This is a genomic window from Paenibacillus sp. MMO-58, from assembly GCF_037146255.1.
Taxonomy (GTDB): Bacteria; Bacillota; Bacilli; order Paenibacillales; family Paenibacillaceae; genus Pristimantibacillus.
Genome location: NZ_JBBCVY010000003.1, coordinates 415,470 through 431,736, shown reverse-complemented (window position 1 = coordinate 431,736; position 16,267 = coordinate 415,470). Strand labels below are relative to the sequence as shown.

15 protein-coding genes are annotated in these 16,267 nt (G+C 49.3%); 6 read left to right on the top strand and 9 right to left on the bottom strand.

All coding sequences use genetic code 11. The features are described from left to right. Nucleotides 1-6 precede the first annotated feature (6 nt). From WFJ73_RS13060 to WFJ73_RS13035, 6 genes are all read right to left on the bottom strand, one after another. Nucleotides 7-1,659 (bottom strand): ATP-binding protein, encoded by a 1,653-nt coding sequence (locus WFJ73_RS13060; protein ID WP_336773475.1) that lies wholly within the window; start codon nt 1,657-1,659, stop codon nt 7-9. A gap of 246 nt (nt 1,660-1,905) precedes the next feature. Further along, nucleotides 1,906-2,979 carry a polysaccharide pyruvyl transferase family protein gene (locus WFJ73_RS13055; protein ID WP_336773474.1) on the bottom strand — a complete coding sequence of 358 codons (1,074 nt, stop codon included), beginning with the start codon at nt 2,977-2,979 and terminating at the stop codon, nt 1,906-1,908. A 23-nt stretch (nt 2,980-3,002) separates the two neighbouring features. Next, a complete protein-coding gene (locus tag WFJ73_RS13050; RefSeq protein ID WP_336773473.1) occupies nt 3,003-4,133 on the bottom strand; it encodes a glycosyltransferase in 1,131 nt (376 codons plus the stop codon). Next, nucleotides 4,123-4,851, bottom strand: coding sequence for a glycosyltransferase family 2 protein (locus WFJ73_RS13045; RefSeq protein ID WP_336773472.1), 729 nt, complete (start codon nt 4,849-4,851; stop codon nt 4,123-4,125). The genes WFJ73_RS13050 and WFJ73_RS13045 overlap by 11 nt, the downstream gene beginning before the upstream one ends. A 36-nt stretch (nt 4,852-4,887) precedes the next feature. After that, on the bottom strand, nt 4,888-5,079 hold the full coding sequence (locus WFJ73_RS13040) for a hypothetical protein (RefSeq protein ID WP_336773471.1): 192 nt from the start codon (nt 5,077-5,079) through the stop codon (nt 4,888-4,890). After that, nucleotides 5,076-5,477, bottom strand: a complete 402-nt coding sequence (locus tag WFJ73_RS13035) for a hypothetical protein (RefSeq protein ID WP_336773470.1) — start codon at nt 5,475-5,477, stop codon at nt 5,076-5,078. The genes WFJ73_RS13040 and WFJ73_RS13035 overlap by 4 nt, the downstream gene beginning before the upstream one ends. A 431-nt stretch (nt 5,478-5,908) precedes the next feature. Here WFJ73_RS13035 and WFJ73_RS13030 point away from each other — a divergent pair, with 431 nt between their 5' ends. From WFJ73_RS13030 to WFJ73_RS13005, 6 genes are all read left to right on the top strand, one after another. Beyond that, nucleotides 5,909-6,886: an ABC transporter ATP-binding protein gene (locus WFJ73_RS13030; protein ID WP_336773469.1), complete on the top strand. Its 978-nt coding sequence runs from the start codon at nt 5,909-5,911 to the stop codon at nt 6,884-6,886. After that, complete coding sequence (locus WFJ73_RS13025; protein WP_336773468.1) at nt 6,883-7,686, top strand: ABC transporter permease; 804 nt, start codon at nt 6,883-6,885, stop codon at nt 7,684-7,686. Before WFJ73_RS13030 ends, WFJ73_RS13025 begins: the two co-directional genes overlap by 4 nt. A 5-nt stretch (nt 7,687-7,691) precedes the next feature. After that, nucleotides 7,692-8,474, top strand: a complete 783-nt coding sequence (locus WFJ73_RS13020) for an ABC transporter permease (protein WP_336773467.1) — start codon at nt 7,692-7,694, stop codon at nt 8,472-8,474. 166 nt (nt 8,475-8,640) lie between these two features. Continuing rightward, entirely contained in the window at nt 8,641-10,104 is a 1,464-nt protein-coding gene (locus WFJ73_RS13015; RefSeq protein ID WP_336773466.1) for a spore germination protein, read from the top strand. A 14-nt stretch (nt 10,105-10,118) separates the two neighbouring features. Next, complete coding sequence (locus WFJ73_RS13010; protein ID WP_336773465.1) at nt 10,119-11,255, top strand: Ger(x)C family spore germination protein; 1,137 nt, start codon at nt 10,119-10,121, stop codon at nt 11,253-11,255. A gap of 33 nt (nt 11,256-11,288) precedes the next feature. Then, nucleotides 11,289-12,377 carry a GerAB/ArcD/ProY family transporter gene (locus WFJ73_RS13005; protein ID WP_336773464.1) on the top strand — a complete coding sequence of 363 codons (1,089 nt, stop codon included), beginning with the start codon at nt 11,289-11,291 and terminating at the stop codon, nt 12,375-12,377. 62 nt (nt 12,378-12,439) lie between these two features. Here WFJ73_RS13005 and WFJ73_RS13000 read toward each other — a convergent pair whose 3' ends face one another. From WFJ73_RS13000 to WFJ73_RS12990, 3 genes are all read right to left on the bottom strand, one after another. Further along, on the bottom strand, nt 12,440-14,119 hold the full coding sequence (locus WFJ73_RS13000) for an extracellular solute-binding protein (protein ID WP_336773587.1): 1,680 nt from the start codon (nt 14,117-14,119) through the stop codon (nt 12,440-12,442). A 119-nt stretch (nt 14,120-14,238) separates the two neighbouring features. Further along, complete coding sequence (locus WFJ73_RS12995; protein ID WP_336773463.1) at nt 14,239-15,147, bottom strand: carbohydrate ABC transporter permease; 909 nt, start codon at nt 15,145-15,147, stop codon at nt 14,239-14,241. Nucleotides 15,148-15,162: 15 nt separating this feature from the next. After that, nucleotides 15,163-16,086, bottom strand: coding sequence for an ABC transporter permease (locus WFJ73_RS12990; protein ID WP_336773462.1), 924 nt, complete (start codon nt 16,084-16,086; stop codon nt 15,163-15,165). Nucleotides 16,087-16,267 lie beyond the last annotated feature (181 nt).

Here is a 16,267-nt window from a genome sequence, read left to right as displayed (position 1 = left end):
GCTAGCTTATTCGTCTACCCGTTTCTTTGAATGATCATGAACCGGCAGCCTGATTTCGATTCGGGTACCTATATCTACTTTGCTGTCATAAACGATACGGCCGTGATATTGCTTAATGATTTTGTGACTGATCATGAGTCCTAGTCCAGTTCCCTTCTCTTTCAAGCTATAGAAGGGCTGCCCCAGACGGTGAAGATGCTCGTCCGGAATGCCGCAGCCCTGATCTTGGATGGAAATCAGACATTCCCCTGCTTCGTCCAATTGGATGCCGATATGAATTTCCCCTCCCTTAGACATGGATTCGATCGCATTTTTTAAAATATTGAGAAACACCTGCTTTAATTGATATTTGGCGCAAGTAACCGGGAAATAATCTCCTTCGTACTCGCGAATGAATTCAATATTGCTTAACAGCGCCTGCGGCGTCAAAAATTCAAGCGTTTGCTCAATGACGTCTTTGACGTTCGCGACGGTATACATCGCCGCCTGCGGCTTGGCCATCGAGAGAAGCTCGCTTGTAATGATTTCGATGCGCTCCAGTTCGTCCCGAAGCAAATCGCCGTATTTCATAGTAGGGTTTTCTATTTTATATAATTGGAGAAATCCTTTGAGCGTAGTCAGCGGATTGCGAATCTCATGGGCAACTCCCGCAGCCAATTCCCCGACAATCGAAAGCTTCTCGGATTGCAACAGAAACTCTTCTGCTTTTTTGCGTTCGGAGATATCTCTGCTGATGATGACGATATGCTCGATCCGTCCATCCTTTCCCTCAACCGGCTTGCATAAGGAATCAAAAGGTATCAATCGGCCGTCCAAATGCCGGAACCGAATTTCCATCGACAGCGATTTTTTCTGATTCATTATTTTGATAATCGTCTGGTTAAACATCTTCGTATCATCCGGGCTTATGATTCGATCCAGCTCCGCGCGGTTCAATGCCAGACTAGAATATCCAAGCACAAACGCATGGGACGGAGAGAAATACCGTATCGAGTGATCGGGATCCATCACCACAATGAGATCGGACGTATTTTCGGCAATTAGCCGGTACTGATATTCGCTTTCGTGAAGCGACAGCTCCATTTCGTTGCGTTCGGCAATGGTGCGGCGCAGACGTTCATGGGATTCAATCAACAGCCCCCCTAACAAAACGCCTAATATGACAAAACAGACATACTGCAGATGAAAGAGCGGTTCGTTTACCATAATCCGGAAGGTAAATACCACGCATGCGTATAGCAGAACATAGGCGCCGGAAAATGCGATGCTTCTCTTAAAAGGCGGCAGCTGCCGGCGGGAAAAGTAAATATGCAGAAGGGAAAAAGCCAGCATAATGAAAGCCCAGCCTTCGATGGCGGGCATCCAATTGCCGCCCGAGAGCAAACGGACGGACAACGCGAAAAACCCGGTAATAATGCCCGGTATGGGGCCTAGATAGGCAAACATCAAAATTACGGGAGAATATCGAATGTCGTAAACATAGCCTTGCTGCTTAACGGCTAATAAAACGAGGATGACGGAAACAACTCCCCCATAGAGACCTCCCCAAAGCGGATGCTTCAGCGGCTTGAGATTTATAAATGAACGGAATATGAACGGTACGCTAACCAGCAGCGAAAAGATCGATAGATTCACAATATAATCAATAAGTAGCAACAATGATCACCTGCGCCCCGTAGTCTTGCTAAACGTCATTCTTTTTGCCAAATAAATCCCACTCCCGTAAATGAATACTATACGAATGGTCGAAAATCCTTGTTAACTTCTTCTAAAAGTTTTATTTGGTTTGGCAACAATCGATTTCCTATCTTAAAAACACTATATAGACGTGGGTATTGTCTATTTGTTGCATCAACAAAAAAGAGATGGCCCCCTCATACGCGGACAATCTCTTTTGACGTAACATTAGAATAACTTCTCAAGAAATGGCTTAATGAGCGATTGATATGCAGCTTGGCGCCCCTCTGCCAGCTTGCTGATATACCCTTCCCGCCAAGCCGCGGCGGCTTGGACTTTCTGCGTCAGCTTTACGGCCAATTGCCGGTCATCCGAAGCAACGATCCAATCGTCCAAGTCCAGACCTTTCATCAGATCGAAGCCTTTGAATCGGTAGCCGATGCATACAAAGGGAACGTTCGCCGCCGCAGATAACAGATTGGCATGCAGCTTGAGGTTGATCGTCGCTTCGAACCCCGACAATTGCTGGACATAATCCGCAGCCGAATACACGTTAGGATCGTAAGTTACGCGCTCGTCATGGCTTAACTTGCGGTACAGGCTTGCAAGCGCCTTTTCATCCGGTCCCCAGACGGAGTACAGATGGAGCTTGTACCCGAGAGCAAGAAGCGCGCGTCCCGTCTCCGCCAGCTGATCCTCGACCTTTTCCTCGTTTCCTCCGTAAATCCGGTTATAAGAGGTTCCCCAGTTGATTCCAATCGTGCGATTGTCCCCTTGCAGACCTGTGGATAGCTGCTCAGTCGTCATGGGCTTCAGCGCATTCATCAGCATGGCTGAATCGCCGCTGATTTCCATATGCTTCGGCAAAGCCCCAAGCGATTCAACATAATCCCGTGTCCAAGGTCCTCGTACGCCGCAGTACACGCTATGCTCCAGGATATCCTTCAGCTTTTGACGATACGCCACGCTTTCCAATGCTGCCTCCGGCTTCGGCCGCCCGTCTATTGTCGGGACCCATTTATGCAGACGGTCATGGCCGCTGCCCCAGATGACAATGGTCTTCCCGAGCTCTAACGCTTCATGCACGAGTTCGACGTAACCGGGTACAATTAGTGATCCTCCGCCAAGAACGATTGTATCGTATTGGCTTACCTTCTTCCATTCGACTGACGGAAGCGAGGGGATGATTTGATAATCTTCCGCCTTCAGATAGGTGTCTGCCAGAGCCTTAAACATCTCCCACATCCACTCGTCTCCAAGGTTATTGAAGCCGATCCAACCTAGATAAAGTACCTTTCGCATTCTTTACAATCACTCCGTTCCTATCAGGTTTTTGCCAGTAAGGAGCCGTACAGCTGCTTCAGTTGAAGCGCTTTGCCCCGAATGTCAAAATGGTCCCGAGCCCACTTCTGTCCTTGACGACCTACTTCCTCCAGATTGATCGCCGATGATAGCGCGCCGTTGATTGCTTCTCCGATTAACTGCTCGCTTGGACGCTCCTTGGAATTATGGTCGCCAAAATAATACAGCCATGCCTCGTCATAAACAGGCTGGTCCACAAGACCGAAATAACCGTGATTCCCAATAGCCAGGACGGGTTTGCCGCAAGCCATTGCCTCCAGCGCGACTCGCCCCGTACCGACAACCAGATCACCGAGATTATAATAGTCGCCCATTTGCATCTGATTGCCAACCATATGGACGAACTTCTCGTTGCATTCGTGATTCACGGTCTCCGCCAGCTCGGCAATAGCAGCTGCCTGATTGCCGGAGCCTGCGATAACCAAATGAAGAGGCGTCTTTTCATGAAGGCGAATGGTTCGTGCCGCCCGCACGAGCATCGCGCAAACCGCCGCCTTGTCCCAAGCCAGACGGGAAGCGTAGACAACGACCTTGTCTCCGTCCGGGATTTGAAGACTGGCGCGCAAGGCTGCGGATGATGCGGGTCGGTATTGTTCAAAATCTATACCGTTGGCAATCAGATAGGACGGAAAATCCAAATAATCCAAATACCCCTGAATGGGAGGACTAACGCTTATGAAGGTACATCCGGCATCCTTTAACAATTGAAGCTGTTCTGTCGGATAGTAAGCGCCATGTACGGTAAATACAACCGGGATCCCCAGCTTTCGTGCCGCTCTTGCCGCATACAAGCCGGATGGCGTCTGGTGAATATGCACGAGATCAATCCGACGGCTGCGCATAATTTGCGTAAGCGCGGTTTCCGCCTGCTTCTGTCGTTCCGGGTCCATCAGCTGCTCAGCCGTCAGATCCACGCGGTGAATCGGACATCCCGCGCGGGCAAAAGCTTCGTACATCACGCCGGTCCCGCCTGCATACGTTGGCATGACACCAAGCGCAGGTAAAGCCTTCACAAGGCTTAGCACATACGTTTCCGTACCGCCGACAGCCAAGCTGTCCATCACCATCAGCAGCCGAATCCGATTACGTGTCATGACCCTGCTCCTTCTTCGATTTGCCGAAAAACTCTCGTGACCGCTGCTTCTGATGCTTGCGGTAGTAATACAGCGCCTCCCGCAAATTGTCCACGTTGCTTGCTCCCGGCTTGATAACCTTGGCTATAAATTCGTAATCCTCAGCTCCTTCTATACGTCTTGTATGTCCGCCGATGCGGTCGAACACCTTCCCCCGGAACATGGCCGTCCCATGGCAGATGCAATGACCGCCTTTTGCGTATACTTTCCCGATCTGATCCCCGTATTTCAGCCAATTTACCGGCTGTCGTCTGTCCGGCTGACCGTCCTCGAACACCTCGTAATTCGTACCTAGCAGATCAATATGCTGGTTATCGTTCAAATAACGAACCTGCTTGGCCAGTCTTTCAGGATGAGACAGATCATCCGCATCCTGAATGGCGATATATTCTCCTTTCGCCAAATACATTCCGGCCGTTATAGCGCCGGCGTAACCGATATTGCGCGGCAGCCGAAGCGTATAAATTCCTTTTCTTTCCTGCAGCAAAGACTCGTTGCTGTTAAGCCAATTCACGGCATATTCGTATGACCCGTCCGTAGACAAATCATCGATAATAATAAGCTCCCAATTCGTGTAGGTCTGATTGAGCAGGCTTGTCAAGCAATCCGACAGATAGGGAAGCTTGTTGTAGACGGTGACAACAATGCTGACTAGTCCTGGCACGCGTTGATACGACAAGTGCCTCACCTCCCTTTTTCTTCAAAATCGTAATCGTTACAACAGCCGGATATAAGAAATGAAGCGCAATTGAATGATGGCATAGCTGCCGTTCTCATACCCGAATACCTCTGATGTGCGGACCGTTACAGCCGATCCGTCAACCGACACCAGCGTTCCGCGAATCGTTTCCAAGGCGCTTGCTATCTGCACCTCTTTGTTCACGAAGGACAGTAACTCTTCGATCATTGTTCCACCTTCTTTGCTGTCAATTGAAAAGAGACCAGCTGTTCCAGCGGAACCATAACCATCGTTCCTCCAGGCTCGCGAACGACCAAAAAATCGCCGCCTACCTTGGTAATTGTCCCTTCGACTGTACCTGCTGACGTTAATAATTCGGCTGGCTTGCTTGTATATGGCTCGAATACTTGCTTGAGCTTATTCAAGTTGTAAGAGCCGGCATCGCGGTGCCCCTCCATTCCGAGCGAAGCCAATTCTTCCCGTATCGTTTGACGCAGCTCTGCTAAAAGTGCAGACACGTCAAACGAATTCGAAACTTGCGGCTGTGGCGCGTTCAGATGCGGCAGCAGACGGGCAAGTCCGTCGAAATATTCCTTCAGTTCTTTCTCGTTTACGATAATTTTCATCGCCTCATCCTCCTTTTCCCTCTTTCGGAAACCATCAATCTCCATACTTACTAGCGTATACAGTTAGCGGGAGGAAGGATTGAGTCATATCACCAGTCCTATTGAAAATTTTTTCATAGAATGACAAAAAGGACATCTTCTCCGACTTGGAAGATGTCCTTTTCAATCAACATGTGGCTAACACAATAAAAAAGCCCGCATCTGCGCGAGGCAAAATGCAAGGCTTAATGTTCGATCTATGCAATTAAATTAAGAAACGAAACAACTTTCGTCCCTAAAAAAATAAAAAATCAATGTTTTCCAATTCAGAGATATCCTCGATCTCTATAATAGTATTATAACCTGGATTTTATTATAAGTCTATACTTTATTAGAAAATATCGGTATATTTCTTTTCTGGACTAAAAAACCATTTGAGGAGGCGTCATTCCATGATCGCGCTGCAAAGTATTAATAAGTCATTTAAGGTTGCTCGGCGGACAGCCGGGGTCCGGCAAGCGGTTAAAGCCCTATTCACCCGGGAGCATACGATTGTCGAGGCGCTCCACAATATCTCGTTTGATATCTCCCCCGGCGAAATCGTAGGTTATATCGGCCCAAACGGTGCCGGCAAATCAACCACCATTAAAGTCATGAGCGGTATTCTCGTGCCGGACAATGGAACATGCAAAATTCTAGGCTACACGCCTTGGCAAGATCGCGCGGCGTATGTCCGGAATATCGGCGTTGTCTTCGGTCAGCGAACTCAGCTGTGGTGGGATGTCCCCGTCATCGATTCCTTTGGACTCCTGCGCGATATTTACAAAATTCCCGGCGATGTATACCATACCAATCTTGCGATGCTGACGGAATCGCTTGCTCTAACGGACATTCTCCAGACGCCTGTCAGGCAGCTTAGCCTGGGCCAGCGCATGCGCTGCGAGATCGCCGCATCTCTTCTTCACGACCCTAAGATTCTATTCCTCGACGAACCAACAATCGGGCTCGATGCTGCCAGCAAAATCGCAGTCCGCCAGTTCATCAAACGAATCAATAAGGAACGCGGCGTCACGGTCATCTTGACCACGCATGACATGAACGATATTGAAGCGCTCGCAGACCGGATCCTGATGATTGGCAAAGGCACCCTGCTCTACGATGGAACCTTAAACGATCTGCGCAGCCGATTCGGTTCGAAGCGGATTGTTACGGTCGATTACCGCGAGCATAACGAACCGGTATTTATCGACGGGGTTACTTGTCTATCATGGTCGCCGGAGCGCGCCGTATACAGCATGGATATCGACGCCACGCCGGTTGCCAGCGTTATTGCCAGGCTGTCCGAGCAAGTTGAGGTCGTTGACCTCGAGGTGGGCACAACGCCTGTAGAGGAGCTTATTCTCGAGCTCTATAAGGAGCACCGGATATGATTGCGTACCTGTCCGTCTGGAAGCTGCGTTTTATAAGCGGGCTGCAATATCGAACTGCCGCAATAGCCGGCATGGCTACTCAGCTATTTTTCGGCTTTGTTTTTATCATGGTGTATGTCGCTTTCTATGAACACAGCACGGCTCAGCCCTCCATGTCACTCGAGCAATTGGCTACTTATGTATGGCTGCAACAAATTTTCCTCGCTTTTGTCATGCTCTGGTTCAGAGACAATGAGATCTTTAACCTGATTACAACAGGCAATATCGCTTATGAATTATGCAGGCCATGCGGAATTTACTCCTTCTGGTATGCCAAGCTGCTTGCCCAGCGATTATCGAGCGCAATCCTGCGGTGTATTCCCATTCTGCTGGTCGCGTTCCTGCTGCCGAAACCTTATAACTTAACCGTGCCGCCATCGGGAACAACTTTTGGGCTGTTTGTAGTAACGCTGCTGCTGGGTCTCGCCGTCAATATCGCCATCTCCATGTTTATCTACATTTCCGTCTTTTGGACGATGTCCCCCGTCGGATCTACCCTGGTGATCGCCGTGATCGGAGAATTTCTGGCCGGGATGATTATTCCGGTTCCCTTGATGCCATCTTGGATGCAGGCCGTTACTTATGCACTCCCCTTTCGCTGGACTGCCGATTTTCCGTTTCGCGTCTATTCTGGGCAAATTCCGCAATCCGAGGCGATTTGGGGCATTCTCATTCAATTCGTATGGCTGGCCGCATTGATCCTGCTTGGCCGATGGTGCTTGAAGCGGGCTCTTCGTCAGGTCGTTGTACAAGGAGGTTAATCTGCATGTATCTGTATCTGAAATACATATCCATCTTGTTCAAATCGCAGGCGCAGTATCGCCTCTCTTTTTGGCTGCTGACTGTGGGGCAAGCGCTTACTCCGTTAACGGTGCTCGCCGGATTATACTTTATGTTCGCGCAGTTTGGACAGGTAAAGGGCTGGACTTTCTACGAAGCGGCCTTATGTTACGCGATTATCGGACTTAGCTATGCTCTTAGCGAGACGTTCGCCCGCGGTTTCGATACGTTCTCAAGCCTGGTCGGCAGCGGCGACTTCGACCGTCTTCTTGTCCGGCCTAGAAGCACCATTCTGCAGGTGCTTGGATCCAAATTCGAGTTCGCCAGGCTTGGCCGCATGCTGCAGAGCTTGATCGTATTGTTCTGGTCACTGAGCAAACTACCGGTAGAACTTACGCTGCCGAAGCTTTTTACGCTTATGCTGATGATTGTTTGCGGGGTGCTGATCTTCTCGGGGTTATTCGTTGCCACCGCTTCGCTCAGCTTCTGGACGGTTCAAGGTCTAGAGGTAGCCAACGTCTTTACCGACGGTGGCCGGGAGATGGCGAAATACCCGCTATCGATCTACGAGAAATGGGTAACGAATTTCTTCACCTTCGTCATCCCGTTAGGCTGCGTCAATTATTTGCCGCTGCTCTACGTGCTTGGCCGAACCGACGGACACCAGCTCCTATATATGCTGTCTCCGCTCGCGGGTGTTGTCTTTATTCTCCCTTGCCTGCTGCTTTGGCATATTGGCGTCCGGCACTACCGCTCGACAGGATCGTAACCGAAAGGGCATCCTTCTAATCCTCCAACAGTGAAACAGCCTCCGCACAACATTTGGCGGAGGCTGTTTCATTATGCCCAATCTGTGACAGAGTGTAGGGAGTTAACGGTTTGGGCATAGTATCAAGAAACACAAAACTTTTCCAGTGGCAGGTGCTGCAACTCCAATGTCATCCCATAATGAACGCACCGTTTCACAAATAAATGCCGCAAAAGCGGTCAGTCATTCCCTAAATGAAAACGAACAGACGCTCCGATCCGTATTCGCGAGCTGTTCGGATGTGATCTTCCGTCGCTTGACTTTGCAAGGCAACGTCTTCCTTCTGCTGGTATACGTCGACGGCATGATCGATAAAGATCTTGTTCAGAACACGATTCTTAAACCTTTGCTGTATGAAGGAACTCCCCAAGGACTAGGGACACTCGGCAGCTTGGCCCAAATGCTCGATATGGAGCTTGTTGCGGCTTTGCATACCCAGAGGATTACCAAATTCGAAGAGGCAGCAGACCTTATTTTAAAAGGAAACGTTGCTTTCCTTGCTGATGGCGATCCGTTTGTACTTCTGGCGGATGTCTCCCAATTCGAAACACGGGCCATTGAAGAGCCTTCCACCGAAGCGGCTCTGCGCGGGACCCGCGAAAGCTTCACCGAGCTGCTGCGTACGAATACAACGCTGCTCAGGCGGATTATCGTGACGCCGGATCTAAAGATGGAATCTTTTCAAATCGGCAAATTAACGAAAACCGAGGTCGTTCTTGCCTATATCGAAGGTCTTTCCTCCCCTGCTTTGGTTAATGAAGTAAAGACTAGAATCGACGCGATCGATATTCAGAGCGTGTTGGAATCCGGCTATATCGAAGAATATATCGAAGACACAAGCTATTCTCCGTTTCCGCAAATGCAAAGCACAGAGCGGGCGGATGTTGTGTCCGCTGGACTGCTTGAAGGAAGAATAGCCGTTTTCGTTAACGGTTCTCCGATCGTACTGGTCGTTCCGATGACATTCTGGGATGGCCTTCAGGCTCCGGACGACTATTACGAACGTTTCTTGTATGTAACCATGAATCGTTGGATCCGCTATCTGTTTGCTCTCTTTTCGATCCTCTTCCCGTCGATTTATATAGCGCTGACTACTTATCATCCCGAGATGATGCCTCCAAAACTAATGCTGAGCATTACGGGGCTCAGAGAACAATCTCCTTTTCCAACGGTGATCGAGGTGTTTCTCATGGAATTTATGTTCGAAGGATTAAGGGAAGCCGGGATTCGCCTGCCGCAGCAGATCGGTCCTCTCGTCAGCATCGTGGGAGCTTTGGTTATCGGCCAGGCCGCTGTACAAGCGGGAATTATTTCGGCTCCTATCGTCATCGTTGTATCGGCAGCCGGTATCTCGTCTTTTGTTATTCCGCGCTACCGGTTTGGTTATCCCCTTCGAATGCTGAGATTCCCATTGCTGGTTCTTTCAGGATTATTTGGTCTGTTTGGCGTGGCTCTTGGGTTGATCATGATTCTGTCCCACCTCATTCATTTAAGCCCGCTTGGAACGCCGTATCTTGAACCGATCGCACCGACCAATAAAAGCAAGCTTCAAAATGTTTTTTTAAGAAGGCCCAGAAAGCGTATGAGTTAAGGCGGGATCCATTGTTGAAAAAAACCATAATAACCATTTGCTTATTTATTTTGTCGGCGGTAACTGCCGGGTGTTGGAATCTGAAGGAGCCCAATCAGCTGGCGATTGTTATCGGCGGAGGGCTGGATATGAATGCAGACGGAAGGCTGGAAGTCAGCTCCCAGATTGCCGTTCCGGCTGGTCTAGGCGGTCCGGATACCGGAGCCAGCAAGAAAAAAAGCTATGTTGTGGTCAGTGCTACGGGCAAGGACTTTATGGATGCGGGACAAAATCTGCAGACGCAGCTATCCCGCACCTTGTTTTACGCGCATCGCCAGACGATTCTGATTGGCCAGCGTATGACCGAGCAAGGAATGGACAAATATTTGGATATGGTCGTGCGCAATCCCAAATCGGAGATGAGATCCGTTATTTTTGTCGTGAAAGACGGTACGGCGAAGGAGATCCTTGCCACCGAACCCGTCTTTGATCCGTTGATCAGCACGGCCCTCGGCAGCGTTCAGTTGGCTCTTGGGATGAAACCTTATTACTATAGGGAATTTCTGTGCGATTCGCGGCCGAAAGGCGGATCCGTATTGTTGCCTGCCATTAGTTACGATCCGACTACAAAAAGGTTCATTTATTCGGGAGCAGCGATTATGAATAAGGAAAATTCGCATAGGCTGACCGGATTTTTGAAGCCCGATGAATCCTATTACGCAAATTGGATTAAGGGACGACAAAGAGCTCTTACCGTATCGACCTCGGGAAGCCAGAACAACGGCAGTATCAGCTTAAGGGCGCAAGCGCTCAAGAGTCGTATCCGCGTGGTCAAAGATTCGAACGGCATGCGAGTGCATATTCAATTAAGCGGAAAAGGCAACTTAGTGGAGAACAATTCCATGCGGGATCCTTCCCAAGCCAAGGAACTCCGGGAAATCGAGAAAAGCTTAAGCCGTGAAGCTGAACAAGCCGTGAACAAGCTGATCCTTAAAGCCCAGAAGCAATACAAGGCGGATATTTTCGGAATCGGCAGGCATGTTCATTACAAGTTCCCCGGTGAATGGAAGTCGTTGCAGAATAACTGGAACGAGACGTTCAGCAGAATTCCGATTACGGTAGAGGTACAGCTGCGGTACGAGGATCCGGGACAAACAAATTCTTCGATATGACTTCCATCAGCCGTACAGGAAAGGAGGAAGGAAATGAGAATAACGGGGTGGCAATTGTTCTGGATCGTGGCAACCGCGGAAGTGGTGATGGCTGTATGGCTTCGCATCTCGCCTGCCGTCGAGATTGCCGAACAAGATGCATGGCTGTCCATGCTCATTGCTTGTTTGCTGGGCGGGGCGATCACCTTACTGGTAGTAAAGGTTGGCATGCTGCATCCAGGCCAAAGTTTAGCCCAATTCAGCCGAGAGCTCTTTGGATCGTGGATTGGCAAAATCGTCACCCTCCCCTATTTGGCAGCCTGGTTTATTTTATCCGGAGATGTGCTTCGTTCCTTCGCGGATTTCCTTCATCTGGTCCTGCTGGACAAAACGCCGGTATGGGTACTGATGGCTATGATTCTGACAGCTGCCATTTACTTGACGGGTACAAGCGGCATAAAGGGAATCGGTCGTTTTTGCGAAATTGCGGGACCACTAACCATTCTTACGCTGCTGGTGAGTTTTCTACTGAACGCAACAAACGCGAATTGGGTTAATTTGCTGCCAGTGTTCGGCGATGCTAGTCTGACGGAAATCGTAAGCGCCTCCTTCGCACCAACCTCATTCCTGGCTGAATCTTTTATGGTGCTTGTCCTGTTATCGTTTGTTTCCAATCCCAAGCATATTGTGAAGAAGTCCTTGGCAAGCGTTTGGATAACGGGGTGCATGCTTATCCTGTCTACGCTTATGGTTCTGATGGTATTTGGTCCAACGGTTGCCCAAGAGCTTCGATTCCCTTATTTTATGCTGGTGCGGACGATCAACATTTTAAATTTCATTCAGAATGTCGATATTCTTGTCATCTTTATTTGGATATTTGGAGTGTTTGCGAAAATGTCGCTGTACCTGTTCATTACCAGCTATGAAATAGCCCAGTGCTTCCGGATCAAGTCCTGGAAACGCCTGTTCTGGTTCACCGCTCCTCTAATCTATATCATTGCGCTGATCATCCCTAATGAAGCGGCCATAATGACGCTCCAGAAATTGTGGGAAACGATCGTTATTCCCGTTTGCGCGATTGGTATTCCGATAGGTCTATGGCTGGCGACATCCGCTAAAAGGAAATGGGTCAAAGCAGAGTAAACTTAAAAAGAGCGGTCTCCCCGTCAAACCACGGAGAACCGCTCTTTCTTAACCTATACTTCTTATTTCTTGAATGTCGAGGCGTCGTATGCTTTCTGCAAAATTTCAAGGTATCGGTCGAGCTTCAGGTCTTTAAGGCCTTTCAAGTAGCTGTCCCAGTCCTTGTCGAGGCTCTTATGACCGGTGATGAATTGCAGCTCGTTCTCGTCAATGTAAGTTTTGATGTTGGTTTGAAGCATGGTTGCTTCGTCTACTTCAGCAGGATCAAGCCAGATCGCCCACAGCGGGAACAAATCTTTTGGCTCATGGCCTTGGTAGAGCAGCGTTGCTTGATACAGACGGCGTTCGTAGTTCGCGGAATCATAGATGTCCGAGCCTTGTACCCAGCTGTCGCGGTATTCTTTTGGCATATAGAAGTGAGCCATGCCGCTCCAGCCTGCGTTGCGCGGCGCTTCGCCTTCCGTCGTAGGAATTGGCGCTACCATTGGCTTGACGTTCTCTCCAAGCGCAAGATCGCCTTCCTTCGGATCTGTCCAGTCAATGCCTTTCATGCCGGATGCGCCGTTCGTTTGACCTTCAGGCGTAAACATGTAGTCAACCAGTTTGATGAGTGCGATTTGTTTTTCTTCGCTTGCTTTGCTGGTGATCGCGAACTTGGCTCCAGGAGATACGCCGCCGCCGTCATGCGTTGCCAGCGATACACCGTTAGGACCGGTAAGAGGAGGAACCGGGTTGTAGTCCTTCGAGTTTTTGTTGCCATGGTCAATGTTCAAGAAGATCGCAGGGTGCATGCCGGCGCCGGCGCCAAGAATTTGCGCATCGCCGTTCTCGCCGATTTTTTTGAACGCTTCTGCATTTTGGGTAAACGCGCCTGGATCAATCAAGCCTTCGTCATACAACGATTTAATGTAGGCCAGGCCTTGCTTCCATTCGTCCGTAACCGCGGCGGAGCTAACTTTGCCGTCTTGCATCATCAGATGGTTGCGGTCGTCATCATAGACGAAAGCATTCATTAGGTAAGGAACGACATGCACGCCGAACTCTTCAGTCGAACCACTCAGAGGAACTTCGTCTTTTTTGCCGTTGCCGTTTGGATCCTGATTTTTAAACGCTTCGAGCACTTTTTTGAAATCTTCGGTTGTTTTTGGCATTTCCAGGTTCAGCTTTTCCAGCCAGCCTGTATTCAGCCACAACTTATTCGGATACGAACAGTGGAAGCATTGCGAGTAAGCTGGAAGACCGTAAATATTGCCGTCCGGCGCTACGCTGAACGCTTTGAAGTCCGCGTTGGTTTCAAGGGCTTGCTTGATGTTTGGCGCATATTTATCGATAAGGTCATTCAGTGGGATAAGTACGCCTTGCTTGCCGTATTTGATCAGGTCCGCTTGCGAGAACTGATCGATATAGGCTGTCAGCATATAGGCATCCGGGAAATCGCCGCTCGCCAGGGAAATTTGGCGTTTTTCCTTGGCACCGTCCGATGGGATGGCTTCAAAATTGAACTTGATGTTGAATTTCTCTTCTACGAACTTCGTAAATTTGTTGGTGGCCAGATCGATGTTAGGCTCTTGTACCGCGAACAGCTTAATATCTACCGGTGCGGCTGGTTTTTCGGTTTCGGTATTTGTTGAAGCACTATTAGCGGGTTTGTTGCTGGCTGGCGCATTGTTGCCTGCATTGTTTTTCGAGCAAGCCGATACGACCAAGCTGACCATTAAGACTGTCACGAGCAGAATGACCATTCTCTGTTTTAACACGTGCAATCGCTCCCTTTTAATGAATTCCGTTAGATATTGCTAGCTGTTGATGTCGTCTTCTTGCTGCGCTTTGAACGGCATTCCCCCTTTCCGTGTCCACGGAATTAGCCCTTGACGGAACCAACAAGCATCCCTTGCACGAAATACCGCTGCACAAACGGGTAAATAATGAGAACGGGAAGCGTTGCTACCACAATCAGCGAGTATTTGAGAAGCTCCGCCAGCTGCTGGCGCTCTACCTGCTTCAGGGCGTCCATATTGGCGCTGCCGCTGTTGTTCTGGATAATGATGCTGCGCAAAATAAGCTGTAACGGGTACTTAGTGTCCGATTTCAAATAAATCAAGGCGTCGAAGTAAGCGTTCCACTGCCCTACCGCATACATGATGATAAGTACGGCGATAATCGGCTTGGACAGCGACAAGACGACGCTGCGCATGAAGCGCAGATCGCTGCAGCCGTCGATTTCGCTTGCCTCAACAAGCTCGGACGGAATCGATTGCTGGAAGAACGACCTTGCGATAATAACCTGCCAGACCCAGACCGCATTCGGGATAATAAGCGCCCATCTTGTATCGATGAGGCCTAGGCTCTTCACAACCATGTAGGTTGGAATCAAACCGCCGCTGAACAGCATCGTAAACGTGATGATCATCATAATGACGTTTCGGCCAAAGAAGGTTGACCGGGACAGCGGGTACGCCAGCATAATGGTCAACGTGACGCTGACGAGCGTGCCCGATACCGTATACAGCAGCGAGTTGCCGTAACCCGTCAACACTTGCGAGTTTTTGAATAACGCTTCGTAACCCTTCAGCGAGACGTCGACCGGCCACAACCAGACCTTGCCTGCCGAAACGGCGGACGGGCTGCTGAACGAGCTGCTTAAGATATAGATCAGCGGATAGAGTACAGCGACAAGCACTAGCGCAAGAATGATATAAATGGTGATGAGAAATACTTTATCGCCAGATGATTCTCTGATTTTATTCCTTACTTTCGCCACATTAGCCATGCAAACACCTCTTCGTTACCAGATGCTGGATTTCAAAAACCGACGTGCCAGTGCGTTAACCGTAAATAGGAGAACAAGATTGATAACCGAGTTGAACAAGCCGACAGCCGTTGCGAAGCTGTAGTTAGCATTCAGCAAGCCGATCTTGTATACGTAAGTTGCAATAATCTCGGAGTTCGCGATATTTAGCTTGTTCTGGAGCAAATACACCTTCTCGAAGCCAATCGCCATGACGTTCCCAACGTTTAGAATAAGAATGATGGAGATCGTAGGCAGAATACCCGGCAGATCCACATTCCAAATCTTCTGATAACGCGAAGCGCCATCCACTCTTGCGGCTTCGTACAGGGTTGGGTCGATACCCGACAATGCGGCCAAATAAATCACGGCAGAATAGCCTGCCGTCTGCCAGATGTCAGACCAAACATAAATCGATGAGAACATGCCGGGATTGCCAAGAAAATTAACCGAATCCATTCCGAGGTGATTCATAAGTACGTTTACGAATCCAAGCCTTGGCGCCAGGAATAGCATGATAATCGACACCATGACTACCGTAGAGATAAAGTACGGCGCGAAGGTCACGAGCTGCACGAACCGCTTGAATTTCTGAGCCCGTACTTCGTTCAGCATCAAAGCGAGCAGAATCGGAATCGGGAATCCGGCAAGCAGCAGATAGAAGCTGAGCATTAAGGTGTTTTTCACAAGCGAGCCGAAAATCGGATTTTCAAAGAACAATCTGAAGTTGTGGAATCCGACCCAGGGGCTTCCCCATATGCCTTTCGTGACGTAATAGTCTTTGAAGGCCAGCACCGCGTTCAGCATCGGATAATATTTAAAAATGATAAAGAACAGCAGCGGCGGTGCTACGATAAGATACAATTGCCAGTGTCTAGCGAAGCTCTTTCTTGCGCTGAGACGTTTGCCAGCGGCTTCCAAACGAATCCCCCCTAATTAATTGAGTAAACCGCGTCTTGATGGATGACAGCGCTTTCTACAGGTTTGATCATAGGGGATTTCAAGGGTGCCGGAATAGGTACAATTGCGTCATTCAACGTACAAATCTCCCGAAATGATAGGGACAATTCCGCATGGTACGGCCATTTAGGCCTTGCGGCAC